The organism is Nocardioides sp. BE266 (genome assembly GCF_031457855.1).
Taxonomy (GTDB): domain Bacteria; phylum Actinomycetota; class Actinomycetes; order Propionibacteriales; family Nocardioidaceae; genus Nocardioides.
The window spans coordinates 143,312-162,806 of sequence record NZ_JAURTI010000001.1; the positions used below are offsets into that span (position 1 = coordinate 143,312).

Below are 19,495 nucleotides of genomic sequence, written 5' to 3' on the forward strand. Positions count from 1 at the left end.
CCGTGTAATGTGTCAACATGCTTTTCACGGATGACACCGACGCCGCGCTCCAGGCGGCCGTCGCGCTGGCCAACTCGACCGACGAGCCCGGCCAGCCGCTCGGGACGGTGGAGGACCTGTCGGCCTTCCTCGTCGGGTGGTCCTACACCGGTCGGCACGACGCGACGCCCGCCGAGCTCGACGCCGTACGACGTCTCCGTCCGGCCCTGCGCGGCCTGCTGCTGGCCGAGCGCGACGAGGCCGCCGACCTCGTGAACACCATGCTGGCCAAGGCGAAGGCGCTCCCCCAGCTCCAGCGCCACGACACCTGGGACTGGCACCTGCACGCCGTCGACCCGGATCGCCCGCTCGAGGAGCGCGTGGTGGTGGAGACCGCGATGGCGATGGTCGACGTGATCCGCGCCGACGAGATGTCGCGCCTGGCCCGCTGCGCCGCCGACGACTGCGAGGACGTCGTCCTCGACCTGTCGCGCAACCGCTCGCGGCGCTACTGCTCCACCACCTGCGGCAACCGCGAGGCCGTCGCGGCCTACCGGGCCCGCCAGCGCTCCTGACGGACCGCTCGCCCGCTCAGGGCAGGAAGCGGCGCAGCACCTCGAGGAAGATCTCCGGCTGCTCGGAGTGCACCCAGTGGCCGGCTCCCTTGATCAGCACCCGCCGGTTGCGTGGGAACCGGCGGTCCATCTCGCCGGCGCTCTCGTCGCTGATGTAGTCGGAGTCGGCCCCGCCCACCCACAGCACCGGGCCGTCGTACGACGACTCGCCCAGCTCGGCGTCGGGCCAGCCGACCAGCCCGGCCATCTCCTCCCCCAGCAGGTCGAGGTTGACCTGCCAGTGCCAGCCGTCGTCGGTGCGGCGGAGGTTCTGCAGGAGGAAGCTGCGCACGACGGGGTTGGGCACCGCCTCGCGCAGCGCCTCCTCGGCCTGGTCGCGCCGCTCGATGCGGGTCAGGTCGAGCGCGCGCATGGTCTCGATGTAGCCGACGAACTCGCGCCCGCTGTCGTAGGCCACCGGCGCGATGTCGACCACGGCGAGCCGCTCGACCAGCTCGGGGTGCCGCAGCGCGAGACACATCGCGATCTTGCCGCCCATCGAGTGGCCGACGAGCGCGACCTCGCCCTCCGGGCGCAGCGTCTCGGCGACCTGGTCGGCGAGGTCGAGGTAGTCGAACGTCTCGGTCCACGGCGAGCGGCCGTGGTTGGGCATGTCGATGAGCACCACGCGGTGGTCGGCGCTGAGCGCCTTGGCGATCTGGGTCCAGTTCTTGCCCTGCCCGAAGAGGCCGTGGGCGAACGCGACGGTCGGGCCGTGGTCGCCGAGGACCGTGGTGTGCAGGCTCACGGTCCCATCCTCGCGCAGGGGCGTCTGCTCAGACGCGGGAGGGCTGGTCCTCGGCGGTCAGCGGCTGGGCGATGTCCTCGAGCGACTGGCCCTCGGCCTTGACCCCGAGGAAGATCTCGACGATCCCGCCGGCGATCATCAGGGCGGCGCCGATGAAGTAGCCGATCGCGATGCCGGTGATGTCGCCGTCGCTGCTCGCGCTGTCGATGAGCTTGCCGAACAGCAGCGGGCCGGCGATGCCGCCGGCCGCTGTGCCGATCGCGTAGAAGAAGGCGATGCACAGCGCCCGCGTCTCCATCGGGAAGATCTCCGAGGCGGTGAGGTACGCCGCGCTGGCTCCGGCGGAGGCGAAGAAGAAGGTCACCGCGCCGAACAGCGTCAGCGTCGTCGCGCTCAGATCGCCCAGCATCACGCCGGCCACCGCGAGCAGAGCGCCCGAGAGGATGTAGGTGCCGGCGATCATCCGCACCCTGCCGATGCTGTCGAACAGCGGGCTGAGCACGAGCGCGCCGACGAAGTTGCTGACCGCGAAGACCGCGAGGTACCAGCCGGTCTGCTTCACGTCGAGGAACGTGCTGAGGGTGTCGCCGTAGGTGAAGAAGAACGCGTTGTAGAGGAACGCCTGCCCGACGAACAGCGAGAAGCACAGGATCGTGCGGCGGGGATAGAGCGTGAACACGGTCTTCGCGATGAGCGGCAGGCTGATCGTCTTGCGCTGCCTGATGGTGATCGTGTCGTCGACGTCGTGCAGCTCGCGGCCCGTCTCGTCGACGACCGTCTTCTCGATGTCGCGGACGATGCGCTCCGCCTCGTCCTCGCGCTCGTGGATGAAGAGCCACCGGGGGCTCTCGGGCACGTGGCGACGCACCACCAGGATGCCGATCGCGAGGATCGCGCCGAGCGCGAAGGCGGAGCGCCAGCCCCAGCTCGGGTCGACGACGTCGGGGTCGAGCAGCGGGATGGTCAGCAGCGAGCCCAGCGCCGCGCCGACCCAGAACGAGCCGTTGACCGCCACGTCGACCCGCCCGCGGTAGTTCGCCGGGATGAGCTCGTCGATCGCGGAGTTGATCGCGGCGTACTCGCCACCGATGCCGGTGCCGGTGAGGAAGCGGCAGGCGAAGTACCACGCCGGGTTCATCGAGAACGCCGTCAGCACCGTCGCCACCGTGTAGACGCCGAGGGTGAGCAGGAAGAGCTTCTTGCGGCCGAACCGGTCGGTGAGCTGGCCGAAGAAGAGCGCGCCGACGCAGGCCCCGGCGACGTACATCGCGCCGGCCATGCCGACGTCGGAGCTCGACAGGCCGAGGCCGGTGTCGCTCGGCTTGAGCGCCTCCGACATCGAGCCGACAATGGTCACCTCGAGGCCGTCGAGGATCCAGACGGTGCCGAGGCCGATGACGACCAGCCAGTGCCAGCGCGCCCACGGCAGGCGATCCATCCGTGCGGGGATGTCAGTGGTGATGGTGCCTGTCTGGACTCCGGCCATGTCTTCGGACGCTAGACCTGCCTCCGGAGGCCCAGCACACCCTGAAGGACGAAGGGGCCCGAGGTCGGTGCCGGCTCAGAAGTCGAAGCCGTCGAACATGTCGCCGATGCCGTCGCCGATCCCACCGAAGAGGTCGCCGATGCCCTCGCCGATCGCGCCGATGCCCTCACCCAGGCCGTCGAAACCACCGCCGAAGAGCATGCCCATGAACATCCAGTCCATCGGCGAGAAGGCGCCGAAGTAGCCCTGGGCGTAGGGCTGGTAGGCGCGGCCACCCTGCCAGTAGGGCACCCGCCGCGAGCCGACCATCACCTTGCGGATGTCGGGCTCGGCGCCGGCGCGGACGCGCTCGACGTCGAGGGCGCAGGCGGGCACGTCGCGCGACGTGCCGCCGGGCGGGGTCCACGGGACGTCGGCCACCGACAGGCCGTGGCGCGGGTCGAAGAAGCACGGCGGACGGCGCTGCGGCAGCGGCTCACCGGCGACGCGGGCGCGCACGCAGGCCATCGCATAGCGGCCGTCCTCGAGGATCTCGGTCACGTGGCGCACGTCCTCGGGGCGGGTCAGGCCCGCGGCCGCCGTCTTGGCCGACTCGTAGGAGTCGAGCGCTCGCTGGTAGTCGGCGTTGGCACCGGCGTCGAGCTCGGTGCCGGCGAGGTCCATGTCGAGGTCCTGCAGCTCGACGCCGAGGGCGGTGACGTCCTCCTCGGCGAGCTTCTTGACCGGTGCGACCTCGGCCTCGGCGCGGGCCAGCTCGCGCTTCTTGCCCGACTTGCCCGCCGCCACCGCGACCGCGGTGAGACCGCCGAGGACGACCAGCAGCAGGACGATTTCCATGGCCACAGCGTACGCAGCGGCCGCAACTGCCCCAGAACCCGAAGAGCAGGTCGCGCATCGACCCCCGACGATGTGCGACCTGCTCCTGAGAGGCGGCCGGGCGGCGGGACCCTCCCCTGTGCGGTCCCGCCGCTCTCGGCGTAGGACTACGTTCCCGCGAAACCCCGGGTGTCAGCATCCGTAGTCCTACCTATCTCTCCTACGTAAGCCGATAGATTCAGCCCCGTGCTGTCCCCGTGCCTCGGTCGAGACGACGTCCAGCGCGCGCTCAACGAGGCGATCGACGAGTCCCGGTGGGTCACCGTCGTCGGTCCTCCCGGCAGCGGGAAGACCCTGCTGGTGCGCCACGTCGCGGAGGTCGCGCCCGCGTCGTGGGTCGACGCGCGCAACCTGCGCACCCTCGACGACGTGCTCGTCGCAGCGCTCGCGAGCCTGGAGTCCGAGACCGCCCCGGGCGACTCGCTGACCGGCGCGCTCGGTCGCGCGGTCGACGGCCGCGACACACTGCTCGTCCTCGACGGGCTCGACCTCGACGCCACCGACGCAGGTCCGGTGCTGCAGTCGGTCCTGGAGAGCACCAGCGACGCGCGCGTGGTTGTGACCGCCCGGACCACGGCCGGGCAGCCCTACGAGTCCGTCGTACGTGTCGGGCCGCTGCCGGTGCCCACACCTCGCTCGCCGCTCGAGGGCCCCGCCGTCGAGCTGTTCCTGAAGCGCATCCGCTCTGCCGGCGGGCAGCAGGTGGACCTCGCCGCCCAGGCCCACGAGGTACGACGACTCCTGAGCGCCACCGGCGGCCTGCCGCTGCTGATCGAGCAGGTCGCCGTGCAGTCGGCGCTGGTCGGGCTCAGCAACGCGATGTCCACCGTCAGCCTCGACCAGGCCGTCGACTCTGCGCACGACCTGCTCGACGACGCCAGCGCCACGGCACTGCGCCGGATCGGCCTGCTCGACTTCCCGGTGGGCCTCGGCGTCCTCGCCGAGGTGCTGGAGCTCCCGGTCCCCGACGCGGCCGAGCTCGCCGGTGGACTCGTACGACGCAGCCTGCTCGAGGTCGACCACCGCGGTCACTTCGACATGCTGTCGCCCATCCGCGGCCGCGCGCGGGCGCTGGCGCGGCCGGGCGACACCCGGGCGGTCGACGCCGGGCTGCTCCGCTGGGCCGGGGCGAACGTGCCCGAGCACGACAACTTCGGCGCGGCCGACGCCGCGTGGCTGCGCGACCTGCCGGCCATGCGCCACGCCGTGCTCGCCGCGTGCGCCGACCCGGCGACCCGCGCCGAGGGCTACTCCCTCGCCAACCGGATCTACTCCTCGCTCTACACCTCGATGCGGGCCCGCGAGGCGCTCGAGATCCTCGAGGGTGCGATCGCGAGCGGAGACGGTCCGCCGGCGATCGGCGCACAGATCGCCCGTCGCGCCGGCATCGCCGCCTCGGAGATGCGCGGCACCTACGAGGGCCTCTGGCTGCTCGACCGCTCCGACGAGCACGCCTCCTCCGCGCCCCGCCCCGAGGAGCAGCTCGCCAAGACCGCCTCGATCCGCGCCGAGATGCACCTCGACGCCGGTGACCTCGTCAGCGCCGAGAGCGAGGCGAAGCGGGCCATCGCGCTCGACCCCGAGGGCTCGATGCGCCGCCAGGCGACGCGCACCCTCGCCGACGTCTACGCCTCGCAGGGCCGCTTCGCCGAGGCCACCCGCGCCGCCGGTGAGGCGATGCCCGCGCGCGCCAGCCGCGACGAGCGCTGGATCGACCTCTCCGCCCGCACCGTGCTGGCCCGGATCGCGCTCGAGCAGGGACGCATCGCCGAGGCGGTGGCCGGCACCCGCGCCGTGGTGGTGGAGGCCCGCGAGCTGGCCGAGGACCGCGTCGGGCTGCTGGCCGAGACGATGCTGCGCGGGCTCGACCCGACGTGGGAGCCCACCGAGGTGAACCGCGACACGCTGCCGTGGGCGGTCCGGCTGCCGGTCCTGGCCCAGGACGGCCGCGACCTGCTCGCGCGCGGCGAGACCCGGCAGGCCGCAGGGCTCGCGGCCGACGTCGTGGCGCTGGCCGACTCCGCGCGGCTGGGTCGCGACGGGGTGGAGGCGCGGCTGCTGCTCGGGCGGGCGCTGGTGGACCTCGGCGACCTCGACCAGGCCACGACGACGTACCTCACCGCGCTCGAGCAGTGCCGCACGATGCGCCTGCCCCTGCGCGCGGCCGACGTGCTCGACGGGCTGGCCGGTGTCGCCCGCGCCCGCGAGCTGCCCGAGGCCCGGGCGCTCGCCGCTGCCGCCGTCGCCCTCCGTGCGCCGCGGATGGCGGTGCGCTGGGGCTACTCCGCCGACTACGACATCTCGCCGGGCACCGCGCCCGAGGAGTGGCTCGACGGCGACGACCTCTCGGCCGACGCGCTGCCGCTGATCACGGCCGTCTTCAACCGCCCGGCCACGGCTCCCCCGTCGGCGCTCGACGCGCTGACGGCCGCCGAGCGCCAGGTCGCGGACCGCGTCGCCCACGGCCTGACCAGCCGCAAGATCGCCGAGGAGCTCTTCGTCTCCCCGCGCACCGTCGACGCGCACCTCACCCACATCTACCGCAAGCTCGACATCAACACCCGGGCGCGGCTGGCGGCCCTGGTGATGGAGCAGTCGCAGCGGGCGCTCTGACGTCTGCCCTCCGCTCGCCCAGGGCACTGTCGGTGGCGTGTGCGCATGATGGCTCCCATGAGCCGGACCATCCAGGTGACCTTCGACGCCCACGACCCACAGGCCCTCTCCCACTTCTGGGCCGAGGCGATGGGCTACGTCAACCCACCCCCGCCCGGGCGCGACGTCGAGCCCGGCCAGGACGTGTTCGAGGCGTGGCACGCGTTCCTCGCCGAGCTCGGGGTGCCCGAGTCGGAGTGGAACGCCGCATCCGCCGCCGAGGACCCCGACGGCGACGGCCCGCGCCTGTTCTTCCAGCGGGTGCCCGAGGGCAAGACCGCGAAGAACCGTGTGCACCTCGACCTGCGCGCGGCCCCGGGCCTCGAGGGCGACGAGCGGATGTCCGCGCTCGAGACCGAGTGCGAGCGCCTCGTCGCCCTCGGCGCCTCGCGGGTGGAGCGGCACGAGCCCGCCCCGCCCATGAGCGGTGGTCACATCATCATGACCGACCCGGAGGGCAACGAGTTCTGCCTCGACTGATCGCCTGGCCCTCGGGGCCGCACGTGGTTCAATGATCAACGAGTGACAGTACGCTCGCACACCGCTTCGAGGGAGGGCGGTCTGCATGACTGACCTGACGACCCAGGACGGTGGCCCGGCCACCTCTCGTCGTGCCCTGCTCGGCGCCGCGTGGACCGCACCCGTGATCGTCGCTGCCGGCACCGCACCGGCCTACGCCGCGTCGGCAGCCGCGTCACTCGTGTTCGACACCTTCACGGCCTACCCGACCAGCTACACGGGTGCGGGCGTCCCCACCCGCATCGAGGGCAAGATCCAGGTCCGGCGCGCGTGGTCCGCCACCGGCCCGGCGGTCAAGAGCCTGACGGTGAGCGTGGTGATCCCCGCTTCGGTGGCCGCCGGAGGCAAGGCCTCCTCGGTCTCCGGCACGGGCTGGACGGACGGCTCGGTGTCCGGCCCCGCGGGCGGCAACTTCACCTACACGTTCACGTGGACCGGGAAGCTCGACAACAGCAACCAGTCGACCCCCGAGCTGGTCTTCGTGGTCAAGCGGACAGACAGCCCGTCGACGGTCGCCTCGCTCACCGCCTACGCCACGTCGCCGCAGGCGACCTCGGCGACCCGCACCATCTCGTCAACGATCTGATCCGTCACTCTGCCGGATCGGTGGGTCAGCGCGCGCTGTAGTCGCGGAAGCCTCGCCCGGTCTTGCGACCGAGGTAGCCCGCGGTGACCAGGTGCTCGAGCAGCGGCGCCGGCGAGAAGCCGGGCTCGCGGAACTCGAGGTAGAGCTCCTTCTGGATGGCCAGCGAGACGTCGTTGCCGACGACGTCGAGCAGCTCGAAGGGGCCCATCGGCAGCGCACAGCCCTGCTTCATCGCGGTGTCGATGTCGTCCGCGGTCGCGTAGTGCGCCTCGAGCATCTTCACCGCGTCGTTGAGGTAGGGGAAGAGCAGCGCGTTGACGATGAAGCCCGCGCGGTCGCCGCACTTCACGGCCACCTTGCCGACCTTCTCGCACAGTGCGAGGACGCTCTCGGTGACCGCCTCGTCGGTGGCCACGGTCGAGACGACCTCGACGAGCTTCATGATCGCCGCCGGGTTGAAGAAGTGCATGCCGATGACGTCCTGGGGACGCTTGGTCACCTTGGCCATCGAGATGATCGGCAGCGAGGAGGTGGTCGTGGCCAGGATCGCGCCGGGCTTGCAGATCTCGTCGAGGTTCTCGAAGAGGGTGGTCTTGATCGCCAGGTCCTCGGCGATCGCCTCGACCACGAGGTCGACGTCCTTGAGGTCGTCGAGCGAGGTGGTGCCGCGCACCCGGCCGAGGACCTCGGTCTTCTGCTCCTCGGTCGCCCGACCGCGCTGGATCTGCTTGTCGAAGTTCTTCGTGATCGTGGCGACCACGCCGTCGACCTTGTCCTGACCGCGGCCGGTGAACAGCACGTCGTAGCCGGCCTTGGCGAAGACCTCGACGATGCCGGAGGCCATCGTCCCGGTGCCGACGACTCCGACGAGCGTGATGTCGTGGCGCAGCTGGGGCTTGTCGTCCTCGCTGGGCGTGTGGGCGTCGTCGACGACGATCGGGGAGTCGGGGGCCTCGTAGGTGTAGAAGCCGCGACCCGACTTGCGGCCGAGCAGGCCCGCGGTGACGTACTGCTTGAGGATCGGCGCGGGGGCGTGCAGCCGGTCGCGACCCTGCTTGTACATCGTGTCGAGGATCTCGTAGGCCGTGTCGAGCCCGATCAGGTCGAGCAGCGCCAGCGGGCCCATGGGGTAGCCGCAGCCGAAGCGCATCGCGGCGTCGATGTCTTCGCGCGACGCGTACTTGCCCTCGTACATCGCCACGGCGTGGTTGAGGTAGCCGAACAGGAGCGTGTTGGCGATGAAGCCGGCCTTGTCGCCGCACACGACCGGGTTCTTGCCGAGGTCGCGCAGCAGGCCCTGGACCTGCGAGAGCACTTCCGGCTCGGTGACCACCGTGCGGATGATCTCGACGAGGTTCTGCACGGGCGCGGGGTTGAAGAAGTGGACGCCGATGACGCGGCCGGGCTTGGAGTTGGCCGTGGAGATCTCGGTGACGCTCAGCGACGAGGTGTTGGTCGCGAGCACGGCGTCGTCGCGGACGATGCCGTCCAGCGTGCGGAAGATCGACTTCTTGACCTCGAGCGACTCGACGACCGCCTCGACGACGAGGTCGGCCTTGGCGAGCTCCTCCATCGCGGTGGTCAGCGTGATCCGGCCGAGGAGCTCGGCCTGCTGCTCGTCGGTCATCTTCTCGCGCTTCACCGCGCGGCCCGTGGAGTGCTCGAGGTGCTGCCGGCCCCGCTCGACGCCCGTGTCGTTGAGCTCGACGCCGATGACGTCGTAGCCGTTGCGCGCGAAGACCTCGGCGATGCCGGCGCCCATGGTGCCGAGGCCGATCACGCCGATGGTGGTGAACTCGCGAGTAGCCGTGTCAGTCATGGACGCATGCTCCCATGCCGTCCGCGCATCGCGAATGTGGGAACCGTCACTCTCCGGACGGGCCGGGGCGTACGACGACCACCTCGTCGCCGGGTCGCACCGGACCCGGGCGCACCACCTTCGCGCACAGCCCGCGCAGCCGCCTCGGCTTGCCCTCCGGGCCGTTGACGAAGGTCATCGCCTCCTTGCCGAAGCGGGCGATGAACTTGGCGCAGCCGTTGTGCGGCTGCTCGGTCACCACGACCACGGCCCCCTCGGGACCGCCGATGTGCAGCTCGCTCCACGCAGGCAGGTTGGCGTGGGACAGGTCGAGGTCGACGAACATCTGGTCGCCGGCCAGCCGCTCGCGCTCGGGGTCCTGGGCGAGGAACTCGACCAGCGGCTGGCTCATGATGTTGAGCTGCATGTCGGGGTGGGCCGACCCGTCAGGGGTGTTCCTGCTCCCCCGGACGGCCCAGGTGTCGCCGACCAGGCCGTCGGTCACGTCCAGGTGCCCGACCTCCAGCACCTCGCGCTCCCCCGCCGCCGGCCGCCGCACGACCGCCCGCAGCACGCCGATGTCGCGCGGCGCGGCGTCGAGGACGGGGAGGAACGCGGTGAGCTCCGCCGCCGTCCGGTGGGTGCGCAGCACTCGTCGCATCCAGATCCGGCGGCCGTGGCGCGCCAGGCCGAGCGCCTCCTCCGCCTCGGAGATCGCGAGCTGGCTGGCCGTCCGCGGCTCGTCGCCGGAGACCTCGACGAAGCCGTGCCGGGCGTAGAACGGCGCGTTCCACGCCAGGTCGGCGTACGTCGTCAGGGTGAGCGTGCCGTGGCCCTTGAGCGCGGCTCGCTCGGCCGCCGCCTCCAGCAGCGCGGTCCCGATCCCGCGGCGGGCGTGGTCGGGGTGCACGGAGATCTGGTCGAGGTGTGCGTGGGACTCGAGGTCGCGCACGTGGGCGAAGCCCACAGCCGGGTCGCCGGCGACCAGGATGAAGCCCGGCTCGGCCGCCCGCTCGCGCCCGCTGACGGCCGGGGAGGCGAGAGGATCTCCGGTGAGGTCGCCGAGGACCTCCTCGAACATCGGCAGGCCGGAGTCCTCGATCGCGGCGAGAAGAGGGAGGTCGCGCGCCCGCGCGGGGCGTACTGCGTGGTCGGTCACGAGGTCACTGTAGATTCGCCCGTCGTGAGGCTGTATTCATGAGGCTGGTCGTCGCACGCTGCCAGGTGGACTACGCCGGACGGCTCTCGGCCCACCTGCCGCTCGCCACCCGCGTCCTGATGCTCAAGTCGGACGGCTCCGTGCTGATCCATTCCGACGGCGGCTCCTACAAGCCGCTCAACTGGATGTCACCGCCGTGCACGGTGCGCGAAGGCGTCTCCGAGGACGGCCGGCCCGAGTGGCTGGTGACGGCGACGAAGTCCGACGACACCCTGCGCATCCTCATCGACGAGGTGCTCCACGACTCGTCCCACGACCTCGGCGTCGACCCCGGCCTGCAGAAGGACGGCGTCGAGAAGCACCTCCAGGAGCTCCTCGCCGAGCACCCCACCACGCTCGCCGAGGGGCTCACCCTGGTGCGCCGGGAGTTCATGACCGCCATCGGCCCCGTCGACCTGATGTGCCGCGACGCCGACGGCCTCTCGGTCGCGGTCGAGATCAAGCGCCGCGGGGAGATCGACGGCGTCGAGCAGCTCACCCGCTACCTCGAGCTCCTGAACCGCGACCCGATGCTCACCAGCAAGGGCCCGGTCCGCGGCATCTACGCCGCCCAGGAGATCAAGCCCCAGGCCCGCGTGCTCGCCACCGACCGCGGCATCGCCTGCGCCCTCGTCGACTACGACGCCCTCCGCGGCATGGACGACGCCGAGCACCGACTGTTCTAGACGCCGGCCCGGTCGCGCGAGCGGCGCAGCACCTCGACGAGGAGGTTCGCGTAGCCCCGGGCGTCGTCGATCGCGCGGTGGGTGTGCGGCACGTCGCCGAACCACTCCCTCGGGAGGTCGTGCACCGTGAAGGTGGCCGGGTCGCCGCCGACCAGCCCGCACGCGAGGCTCTTGAGGCACAGGCCCGCCCCGTGGAAGAGGCGGTCGGTCTCGTCGGGACCCTGGGCGAGGCCGTACGACGTGAAGCGGCGCAGGTAGCTGTCGACGTAGGTCCCGTCGAAGCCGAGGGGCGAGGCGACGAACTCACGCTCCGGCAGGCCCTGCACCCAGGCGACGTACTCCGCCATCACCTCGGGCACGGGTCGGGCGCCCTCGGTGGAGGCCGCCAGCACCTCCGGCGGCTGGCTCAGCCACCACTCCCACGTCGCCGGGTTCGCCTGGGCGCCGGGCAACGTCTCGAGCACCGCCTCGAACTCGCCCACCAGGTCGCCCGAGGCAGTCACCGCGACGCTCGCGAGCGCCAGCATGGAGTTCGCCCCCGGGACGAAGCCGTCCACCTCGATGTCGGTCACGACGTAGACGCGTCCCGCGCCCTGCTGCTCAGCCATGTCGCTACCCTCGCACGGTGACCGCGAGCCCTCCCGAGCGCATCTTCCACATCGCCACGGCGGCGGACTGGCGCCGGACGCTCGGGAGCGGCACCTACACCACCTCGACCGTGGGGGTGACCCTCGAGGAGGAGGGCTTCATCCACGCCAGCCGGCGCGAGCAGGTGCAGGGCGTCTTCGACCGCTACTACCGCTCCCTGCACGAGGACCTGGTCCTGCTCACCATCGACACCACGCGCCTCGAGTCGGAGGTCCGGGTGGAGCCCGTGGGCGACGACACCTACCCGCACGTCTACGGCCCGATCAATCGCCGGGCCGTTGTCGACGTCGCCCCGCTGAGCCGGACCGGCGCGGTGGAGTCCGTGATGTCGCTGTGGGTGAAGGAGATGGCCCGGCGGATGGGCCTCGCCCTGCTCGTGATGGCGCTCATCGCCGTCGTGGTGCTGCTCGTCCAGCGGCTGGCCTGAGACTCAGGCGGCCTTCTTGCCCTTCTTGCCGCTCTTGGCCATGACCTCGACCTTGACCAGCTTGCGCTTCTTGACGGTGTAGCCCGGGGGCAGCGTGCCCTCCTTGAGCATCCGCAGCGGGCAGCGTCCGCACTTGGTCGAGGACACGCAGCACTTCTTCTTCGGCAGCTTGGCGATCTTCGCCTTGGCCGCCTTCTTCGAAGCGCTCTTGGTCTTGCCCACGCGCCGCAGACTACAGCACGGTTAGGGAAGCCTTACCTAGCGTCTTGCCTGGTGTCGACCCAGCATCCCGCCCACTCTCACGCGAGAGGGGTGCCTGCCCAGGAGCGCGCCACCCAGCCGTCGGCGTCGGCCTCCAGCGCCACCACCCCGCCGTTGGGCATCGGGAGGTCGCGGCTGTGGGCCATCGTCAGGTTGCGGGACAGCGCCGAGAGCGCCATGCACATGACGCCTCCATGGCTCACGACAAGCACGCCCTCCCCGCGATGGGTGTCGGCGACCTCCTCGAGGACAGCCCGGTAGCGGTCGACGACCTCGTGGCCGCTCTCCCCGCCCGGGATCCGGGCGTCGAGCTCGCCGTCGAGCCAGGCGGCGAACGTCGCAGCGAACGGGTCGGGGTCACCGGTGGTGCCCGCCGCGTCACCGACGCCGAACTCGCGCAGCCCCGTGCGTACGACGACGTCGACGCCGAGCTGGGCGGCGACGATCTCGCCGGTCTGGACGGCGCGCGCCATGTCGCTGGTCCACACCCGCGAGATCCGCTCGGGCCCCACGTCGGCAGCCAGCCGCCGGGCCTGCTCGCGGCCGAGCGGGGTCAGCCAGCCCCCGGCGTCGCTGAGCAGCTCGCTCTCGTAGGCGGCCTCGCCGTGCCGGGCCACGAAGACCCGGGCGGCGCACTGGAGGTCAGTCACCGGCCAACCCCACCACGTCGGCCGCGCAGCCCCACGCCAGGGTCACCCCGGCGCCGCCGTGGCCGTAGCAGTGGACGACCTCCCCGACGCGCTCGAGCCGGACCTCGGGCCGGGCCGGCCGCAGCCCGACCTTGTGGCGCAGCACCCGCGCACCCTCGAGCTCGGGGACGAGCGCGGTCGCGCGGTGCAGCACCTGCTCGGCGACCTCCGGGTCGGGCGTCCGGCTCCACTCCCCCTCGACGTCGGTGCCGCCCACCACGATCTCCGAGCCCCGCGGCACGACATAGGTGAGCCCGCTCCCGTCCAGCGTCCAGCGGTCGAGGCCGACCTGCTCGACGACCACCACCTGGCCGCGGACGGGGTGGACCGACGGGTCGGCGCCGAAGTGCCGCGCCCCGAGACCGGTTGCGTTGACCACGAGCGTGCCGTCGTCCGGGAGCGACGAGAGGTTCATCCGGGTGAGGGTGCCGCCGAGCTCCTCGACCCGTGCCGCCAGCCACCGCAGGTGGACCGGCATGTCGACCACCGGTGCGACGAACGTCCAGCCGTCGGCGTACCCGGCCGGCAGCGCGGTCTCCCGGTCGAGCGCCGGCACGGCCGCGCGCCACCACGGATCGGGCTGGTGGCTCCGCAGCACCTCGGTGCCGGTGAGCATCCGCACCCCGGTCCGCTCGTCGGCGGCCAGCCCGGCGAAGACGTCGTACGACGCCTTGGACCAGGCAGTGACGCGGTCCTGCGGCAGCGCGCGGTAGGGGTACCAGAGCGCCGCGGCGATCGCCGACGTCGTCTCGAGCGGCAGGTCGCGGGCGACCACGTCGACCCGGTGCCCGGCCTCGAGCAGCCGCACCGCGCACGCCAGCCCGACCACGCCGGCCCCCACCACGATCACGCGTCGCATGACCTGCAGTGTGCCAGCAGGTCAGTCCAGGTCGTTGGCCGTGCGGATCACGTCGACGAAGCCGTCCATGATCTCGGTCAGGCCGAAGTCCTTGGGCGTGTAGACGGCGGCGACCCCGCGCTCGATGAGTGCCTTCGCGTCCGAGCTCGGGATGATGCCGCCGACGATGACCGGGAGGTCGCCGAGGCCCGCGGCCTCGAGGCCGTCGAGCACGTCGGGCACCAGCTCCATGTGGGACCCGGAGAGGATCGAGAGGCCCACGAGGTGCACGTCCTCGGCCACGGCGGCCGCGACGATCTGCTCCGGGGTCAGGCGGATGCCCTGGTAGATCACCTCGAAGCCCGCGTCGCGTGCCCGTACGGCGACCTGCTCGGCGCCGTTGGAGTGCCCGTCGAGGCCCGGCTTGCCGACGAGCACGCGCAGGCGACCGCCCAGCTCCTCGCCGGTGGCCTTCACCCGGTCGCGCACCGCGCTCAGCTCGGCACCTGCCTCGGCCACCCCGACGGCACCCGAGACCCCCGTGGGGGCGCGGAACTCGCCGAAGACCTCACGCAGCGCGCCGGCCCACTCCCCCGTGGTGGCGCCGGCACGGGCAGCCGCGAGGGTCGGCCGCATCAGGTTGGCGTCGGTCTTGGCGGCCGCCGCGAGCGCGGCCAGCGCCTCGGTGACCTCGGACTCGTCGCGCTGGGCCTTCCACGCCTCGAGGCTCGCGAGCGCCGACCGCTCGGCCTCGGGGTCGGCGGCCTGGATCGCGGAGTCGAGGTCGGCGGTGAGCGGCGACGGCTCGGTGGTCTCGAACTTGTTGACGCCGACGATCACCTCCTCGCCCGACTCGATCCGGGCGCGGCGGGCGGCGTGGGCGGAGACCAGGTTCTGCTTCATGTAGCCGGACTCGACAGCAGCGATCGCGCCGCCCATGGCCTGCACCCGGTCGATCTCGGCCTTGGCGCCCTCCACGAGCTCGGCGACCTTGGCCTCGATCACGTGGCTGCCGGCGAAGATGTCGTCGTACTCCAGCAGGTCGGACTCGAAGGCGAGCACCTGCTGGAAGCGCAGCGACCACTGCTGGTCCCACGGTCGCGGCAGGCCGAGCGCCTCGTTCCAGGCGGGCAGCTGCACGGCGCGGGCGCGCGCGTCCTTGGAGAGCGTCACGCCGAGCATCTCCAGCACGATGCGCTGGACATTGTTCTCCGGCTGCGCCTCGGTGAGGCCGAGCGAGTTGACCTGCACGCCGTAGCGGAAGCGCCGCATCTTGGGGTCGGTGACGCCGTAGCGCTCGCGGGTGATCTCGTCCCACAGCTGCACGAAGGCCCGCATCTTGCAGGTCTCCTCGATGAAGCGGACGCCCGCGTTGACGAAGAAGGAGATCCGGCCGACGACCTTCTCGAAGTCGTCGTCGGAGACCTGCCCGGAGTTCTTGACCTGGTCGAGCACGGCGATCGCGGTGCACAGGGCGTACGCCAGCTCCTGCACGGGCGTCGCGCCGGCCTCCTGCAGGTGGTAGCTGCAGATGTTGATCGGGTTCCACTTGGGGATCTCGTGGACCGTGTAGGCGATCATGTCGGCGATCAGGCGCAGCGACGCCTCGGGCCCGAAGACGTAGGTCCCGCGGGAGAGGTACTCCTTGATGATGTCGTTCTGGGTCGTGCCGGCGAGCAGGTGCGCGACCTCGTCGGGCGAGAGGTCAGGGTTCTGCTCCTCGGCGACGACCTGGTACATCGCGAGAAGCCACATGGCCGTCGCGTTGATGGTCATGGAGGTGTTCATCTCCGTGAGCGGGATGTCGGTGAAGAGCTTGCGCATCTCACCCAGGTGCGGGACGGGTACGCCGACCTTGCCGACCTCGCCGCGACTCAGCGGGCTGTCGGGGTCGTAGCCGGTCTGGGTGGGCAGGTCGAACGCCACGCTGAGGCCGGTCTGGCCCTTGGCCAGGTTGGTGCGGTAGAGCGCGTTGGACGCCTCGGCCGTCGAGTGGCCGGCGTAGGTGCGCATCACCCAGGGGCGGTCCTTGGCCGAGGAGCTGCCCGCAGTGTTGCCCGGAGATTCCGTCATGGCGACAGGGTAGGACGCTCGTTACCCGCCAGTCACCGGCCAGGAATGTGACAACAACCTCAGCCCGGAGGGCTGGTCAGGCGGTCGCGGCGGCCCGCTCGACCTCGATCGCGTGGGCGAGCCGCGCGAGGTGGGCCATCCGGCGCACGGCCGGCCCGGGGTTGCGCACGGTGAGGTGGTGACCGGTCAGCCAGGCGTGCCGGGTCGCCACCGCGAGCAGGCGCAGGGCCGTGAGGTCGATGGTGGTCACGTCGGTCATGTCGATGACGACGTCGTCGTCGAGCCCCTCGAGGTGCTCGTAGATCGCGTTGCGGACCTCCGAGGTGCTGCGCACGTCGAAGGCGCCCTGCAGGACAAGCGTGTGACCGTCCGAGACGATGTCCATCTGGTGCTCCTCACCGGCGTCCCCCGACGCCAGGGCCGTGACCGCTGTCACTCCTAGGACGCAGTTGTACCCCGTCCGGTTGCATCGATGCCTGATCTTTTCGGCGAGTCCCCCACCGATAGGCTCCCGAGCATGGTCAACCTGACGCGCATCTACACCCGCACCGGCGACGCAGGGAGCACCCGGCTCGGCGACATGAGCGAGACGGCGAAGACCGACCTCCGGCTCGAGGCCTACGCCTGCGTCGACGAGAGCAACGCGCACATCGGGGTGGCGCTCGCCCACGCGGCGGCCGACGGTGGCCTCGAGGACGACGTGGTCGCGGTGCTGACCCGGGTGCAGAACGACCTGTTCGACGTCGGCGCCGACTTCTCCACGCCCGTCGTCCCCGACCCGAAGTACCCGCCGCTGCGCGTCGAGCAGGACTACGTCGAGCGGCTCGAGGCGTGGTGCGACCACTACAACGAGTCGCTGCCGGCCCTGCGCTCGTTCATCCTCAACGGCGGCACGGTCGCGGCGGCCCACCTCCACGTCGCGCGCACCGTCGTACGCCGTGCGGAGCGCGCCGCGTGGGCGGCCTGGGCCGAGCACGAGGCGACCATGAACCTGCTGGCGATCACCTACCTCAACCGCCTCTCCGACCTGCTCTTCATCCTGGCCCGCCACGCGAACCGGGAGAACGGCGACGTGCTGTGGGTGCCCGGCGGCGAGCGCTGAGCCACCCCTCCGCCGGATTCCGGCCCGAAGCCCGTTGCCGGTGGCCCACAATGGACTGCACTCGGTCCTGACCATCTCGAGGAGAGCCGTGTCCGTGCAGTACAACGCACCATCCGTCGCGTCCGCGATCCCCCGCCTGTCCGGGGTGTCCACCTTCGACGAGGCCACCCGCCTGGTCCTGGACTACCTGCAGCAGCAGGTGCCGATGGAGTTCTGGACGGTCTCCCGCGTCATCGACGGCCGACAGGTCTACCTCGACGTCACCCCCAACGACCTCGACCTGGCCGTCGGCGACGGGCCCGCGTGGCAGGACTCCCTGTGCCACTCCATGTGGGAGCACGGCGGGCCTCGCGTGGCCCCCGACGTGTCCCGGGTGCGGCAGTACGCCGACAACTCCGCCGCTCGTGCGCTGTCCGTCGCCAGCTACGTCGGCATCCCGCTGTTCAACAGTGACAACACGCTCTTCGGCACCGTGTGCGGCATCGACTCCGAGGTGCGGGCCGACTCCTTCACCGAGCACACCCCTCTGCTCGAGCTGCTGGGACAGATGCTCTCGGTCGTGCGCAACCTGGACGACCAGGCGATGTGGCTGTCACGCCAGCTCGAGGCGACCGTCCAGGAGGCGGAGACCGACCTGCTGACCGGCCTGCGCAACCGACGCGCCTGGCGCCGGGCGTGCGAGCTCGAGGAGGCGCGGCACCACCGACTGGGCGACCACGCAAGCATCATCATGCTCGACCTCGACGGCCTCAAGGAGGTCAACGACCGCGAGGGCCACGCAGCAGGCGACGCGATGCTGCGGCTGGCCGCCGAGGTGATCGGGTCGGGCTGCCGCCGCACCGACGTGGTGGCCCGGCTCGGTGGGGACGAGTTCGCCGTGCTGTGCCCGCAGACGACTGCCGACGAGGTCGCTCCTGTCGCACAGCGGCTGCGCTCCGACCTGACCGAGGCCGGCCTGTCCGCCGGCATCGGCTGGGCCACCCTGGACCAGGTCGGCACGATGGCCGGGACCGAGGCCGCCGCCGACGCGGCGATGTACACCGACAAGCGCGGGCGCCGCTGACCCTCCTAGTGGGTCGCGGGCGCCCGGTCGTCACGCTGCTCCCGTGCCGACGGCACGACCAGCGCGGCGGGCATCAGCAGCACGGCGACCACCAGCAGCGCCTTGAGGGTGCCCACCTGGTCGCCGACAAAGCCGAGGAACGGCGGGCCGGCGAGGAACGCGGCGTAGCCGATGGTCGACACCACGCTGACCCGCGACGCGGCGCGCACCGGGTCGTCGGCCGCCGCGCTCATCCCGACCGGGAACCCGAGCGAGGCGCCGACGCCCCACAGCACGATGCCGAGGACCACGAGGCCCGGCTGGTCGGCGAAGACGATCAGCAGCACACCGGCCCCGGCGAGCGCCATCGTGCCCCAGAGCACGAGCACCCGGCCGAAGCGGTCGATCAGGCCGGTGCCCGCGAACCGGCCAGCGGTCATCGCGAGCACGAACACCGCGAAGCCGGCGACGCCCGTGGCGTGGGAGACGTCGTGGCCGTCGACGAGGGCGACCGCGAGCCAGTCGTTGGCCGTGCCCTCGGTCATCGCGAGCGCCAGCACCATCACGCCGATCAGCAGCGTGCGCGGCTCGAGCCACGCACGGGCGGCGGAGGTCCGCTGCTCCTCGTGGGACTCCGCCACCGGCAGGAACGAGGGCGACGTGCGCCAGACGAGCAGCAGCGCCAGCACGACGATCACGACGAGGTGCACCGCGGACGGGACGGAGAGCTCGATCAGGAGCACGCCCAGGAGCGCGCCGATGACGGTGCCGCCGCTGAAGCCGGCGTGGAAGCGCGGCATGATCGTGCGCCGCAGTCCGCGCTCGACCTCGGCCCCCTCGACGTTCATCGCCACGTCCCAGACGCCGATGCCGAGGCCGTAGACGAAGAGCCCGGCGACCGTCACGGGCAGCACGTGCCCGAGCCCGAGCGCCGCGGTGAGCATGCCGGCGGTCGCCGCAGTGGAGCCGAAACGGACGATGCGGACGGTCCCCCACCGGTTGATCAGGGCGCCGCTGGTCGGCAGCGCGAGCACCGAGCCGAGGGCGATCGCGAGGAGCACCAGGCCCAGCTGGCCGTTGGTCAGGTCGAAGCTGGACCTGACCTCGGGGATGCGCGAGACCCAGCTGCTGAACACCAGCCCGTTGAGGAAGAACGACAGCCCGACGGCGTTGCGGGCGGCGGTCAGGGTGGGCACGGGCGCTCCTTGCAGGGGTCCGCCGCGCTCGCGGCGAAACGTTTCGATCGAATCGATTCGATGCTAACCTCTCCCCC

General features: G+C 71.6%; 20 protein-coding genes. 8 read left to right on the forward strand and 12 right to left on the reverse strand.

Annotated elements, in window-relative coordinates:
* Positions 1-17: 17 nt before the first annotated feature.
* Entirely contained in the window at positions 18-554 is a 537-nt protein-coding gene (locus tag J2X46_RS00695) for a CGNR zinc finger domain-containing protein (RefSeq protein ID WP_310245625.1), read from the forward strand.
* A 16-nt stretch (positions 555-570) separates the two neighbouring features.
* Here J2X46_RS00695 and J2X46_RS00700 read toward each other — a convergent pair whose 3' ends face one another.
* The 3 genes from J2X46_RS00700 to J2X46_RS00710 all read right to left on the reverse strand — a co-directional run bounded on the left by J2X46_RS00700 (position 571) and on the right by J2X46_RS00710 (position 3,664).
* Positions 571-1,341, reverse strand: coding sequence for an alpha/beta fold hydrolase (locus J2X46_RS00700; RefSeq protein ID WP_310245628.1), 771 nt, complete (start codon positions 1,339-1,341; stop codon positions 571-573).
* Positions 1,342-1,369: 28 nt separating this feature from the next.
* On the reverse strand, positions 1,370-2,827 hold the full coding sequence (locus J2X46_RS00705; RefSeq protein WP_310245630.1) for an MFS transporter: 1,458 nt from the start codon (positions 2,825-2,827) through the stop codon (positions 1,370-1,372).
* Between the two features lie 75 nt (positions 2,828-2,902).
* The gene (locus J2X46_RS00710) at positions 2,903-3,664 is read right to left on the reverse strand and encodes a hypothetical protein (protein WP_310245635.1); all 762 of its coding nucleotides are present in this window, start codon (positions 3,662-3,664) and stop codon (positions 2,903-2,905) included.
* Positions 3,665-3,889: 225 nt separating this feature from the next.
* On the opposite strand from J2X46_RS00710, the gene J2X46_RS00715 reads away from it, so the two are divergent.
* The 3 genes from J2X46_RS00715 to J2X46_RS00725 all read left to right on the forward strand — a co-directional run bounded on the left by J2X46_RS00715 (position 3,890) and on the right by J2X46_RS00725 (position 7,460).
* Entirely contained in the window at positions 3,890-6,316 is a 2,427-nt protein-coding gene (locus J2X46_RS00715) for a LuxR C-terminal-related transcriptional regulator (RefSeq protein WP_310245637.1), read from the forward strand.
* A 57-nt stretch (positions 6,317-6,373) separates the two neighbouring features.
* Positions 6,374-6,835: a VOC family protein gene (locus tag J2X46_RS00720; protein WP_310245639.1), complete on the forward strand. Its 462-nt coding sequence runs from the start codon at positions 6,374-6,376 to the stop codon at positions 6,833-6,835.
* An 85-nt stretch (positions 6,836-6,920) separates the two neighbouring features.
* On the forward strand, positions 6,921-7,460 hold the full coding sequence (locus tag J2X46_RS00725) for a hypothetical protein (protein ID WP_310245642.1): 540 nt from the start codon (positions 6,921-6,923) through the stop codon (positions 7,458-7,460).
* A 25-nt stretch (positions 7,461-7,485) separates the two neighbouring features.
* Here the strand turns inward: J2X46_RS00725 and J2X46_RS00730 are convergent, their stop codons facing one another.
* Positions 7,486-9,279, reverse strand: a complete 1,794-nt coding sequence (locus tag J2X46_RS00730) for a 3-hydroxybutyryl-CoA dehydrogenase (RefSeq protein ID WP_310245645.1) — start codon at positions 9,277-9,279, stop codon at positions 7,486-7,488.
* A gap of 46 nt (positions 9,280-9,325) precedes the next feature.
* Positions 9,326-10,417, reverse strand: coding sequence for a GNAT family N-acetyltransferase (locus J2X46_RS00735; protein WP_310245646.1), 1,092 nt, complete (start codon positions 10,415-10,417; stop codon positions 9,326-9,328).
* A gap of 38 nt (positions 10,418-10,455) precedes the next feature.
* On the opposite strand from J2X46_RS00735, the gene nucS reads away from it, so the two are divergent.
* Positions 10,456-11,142, forward strand: coding sequence for an endonuclease NucS (gene nucS / locus J2X46_RS00740; RefSeq protein WP_310245649.1), 687 nt, complete (start codon positions 10,456-10,458; stop codon positions 11,140-11,142).
* On the opposite strand, the gene J2X46_RS00745 is transcribed toward nucS, so the two are convergent.
* Positions 11,139-11,750: a 3'-5' exoribonuclease domain-containing protein gene (locus J2X46_RS00745; RefSeq protein WP_310245651.1), complete on the reverse strand. Its 612-nt coding sequence runs from the start codon at positions 11,748-11,750 to the stop codon at positions 11,139-11,141. The two genes, nucS and J2X46_RS00745, sit on opposite strands and share 4 nt — an antisense overlap.
* A 17-nt stretch (positions 11,751-11,767) precedes the next feature.
* Between J2X46_RS00745 and J2X46_RS00750 the strand changes: the two genes are divergently transcribed.
* Positions 11,768-12,217, forward strand: a complete 450-nt coding sequence (locus J2X46_RS00750; RefSeq protein ID WP_310245653.1) for a DUF952 domain-containing protein — start codon at positions 11,768-11,770, stop codon at positions 12,215-12,217.
* A 3-nt stretch (positions 12,218-12,220) separates the two neighbouring features.
* Here J2X46_RS00750 and J2X46_RS00755 read toward each other — a convergent pair whose 3' ends face one another.
* The 5 genes from J2X46_RS00755 to J2X46_RS00775 form a co-directional block, all read right to left on the reverse strand.
* Positions 12,221-12,439, reverse strand: a complete 219-nt coding sequence (locus J2X46_RS00755) for a hypothetical protein (RefSeq protein ID WP_310245655.1) — start codon at positions 12,437-12,439, stop codon at positions 12,221-12,223.
* A gap of 77 nt (positions 12,440-12,516) precedes the next feature.
* Entirely contained in the window at positions 12,517-13,128 is a 612-nt protein-coding gene (locus tag J2X46_RS00760; RefSeq protein ID WP_310245657.1) for a histidine phosphatase family protein, read from the reverse strand.
* The gene (locus tag J2X46_RS00765) at positions 13,121-14,026 is read right to left on the reverse strand and encodes an FAD-dependent oxidoreductase (RefSeq protein ID WP_310245659.1); all 906 of its coding nucleotides are present in this window, start codon (positions 14,024-14,026) and stop codon (positions 13,121-13,123) included. The genes J2X46_RS00760 and J2X46_RS00765 overlap by 8 nt, the downstream gene beginning before the upstream one ends.
* 21 nt (positions 14,027-14,047) lie before the next feature.
* On the reverse strand, positions 14,048-16,078 hold the full coding sequence (locus J2X46_RS00770) for a protein meaA (protein ID WP_310245661.1): 2,031 nt from the start codon (positions 16,076-16,078) through the stop codon (positions 14,048-14,050).
* Positions 16,079-16,154: 76 nt separating this feature from the next.
* Positions 16,155-16,463, reverse strand: coding sequence for an STAS domain-containing protein (locus J2X46_RS00775; RefSeq protein WP_310245663.1), 309 nt, complete (start codon positions 16,461-16,463; stop codon positions 16,155-16,157).
* Positions 16,464-16,595: 132 nt separating this feature from the next.
* Between J2X46_RS00775 and J2X46_RS00780 the strand changes: the two genes are divergently transcribed.
* Together J2X46_RS00780 and J2X46_RS00785 are read left to right on the forward strand one after the other, a co-directional pair.
* Positions 16,596-17,180 carry a cob(I)yrinic acid a,c-diamide adenosyltransferase gene (locus J2X46_RS00780; protein ID WP_310245665.1) on the forward strand — a complete coding sequence of 195 codons (585 nt, stop codon included), beginning with the start codon at positions 16,596-16,598 and terminating at the stop codon, positions 17,178-17,180.
* Positions 17,181-17,268: 88 nt separating this feature from the next.
* Complete coding sequence (locus tag J2X46_RS00785; RefSeq protein WP_310245667.1) at positions 17,269-18,243, forward strand: sensor domain-containing diguanylate cyclase; 975 nt, start codon at positions 17,269-17,271, stop codon at positions 18,241-18,243.
* Between the two features lie 5 nt (positions 18,244-18,248).
* Here J2X46_RS00785 and J2X46_RS00790 read toward each other — a convergent pair whose 3' ends face one another.
* On the reverse strand, positions 18,249-19,418 hold the full coding sequence (locus J2X46_RS00790; RefSeq protein ID WP_310245669.1) for an MFS transporter: 1,170 nt from the start codon (positions 19,416-19,418) through the stop codon (positions 18,249-18,251).
* Between the last annotated feature and the right edge of the window lie 77 nt (positions 19,419-19,495).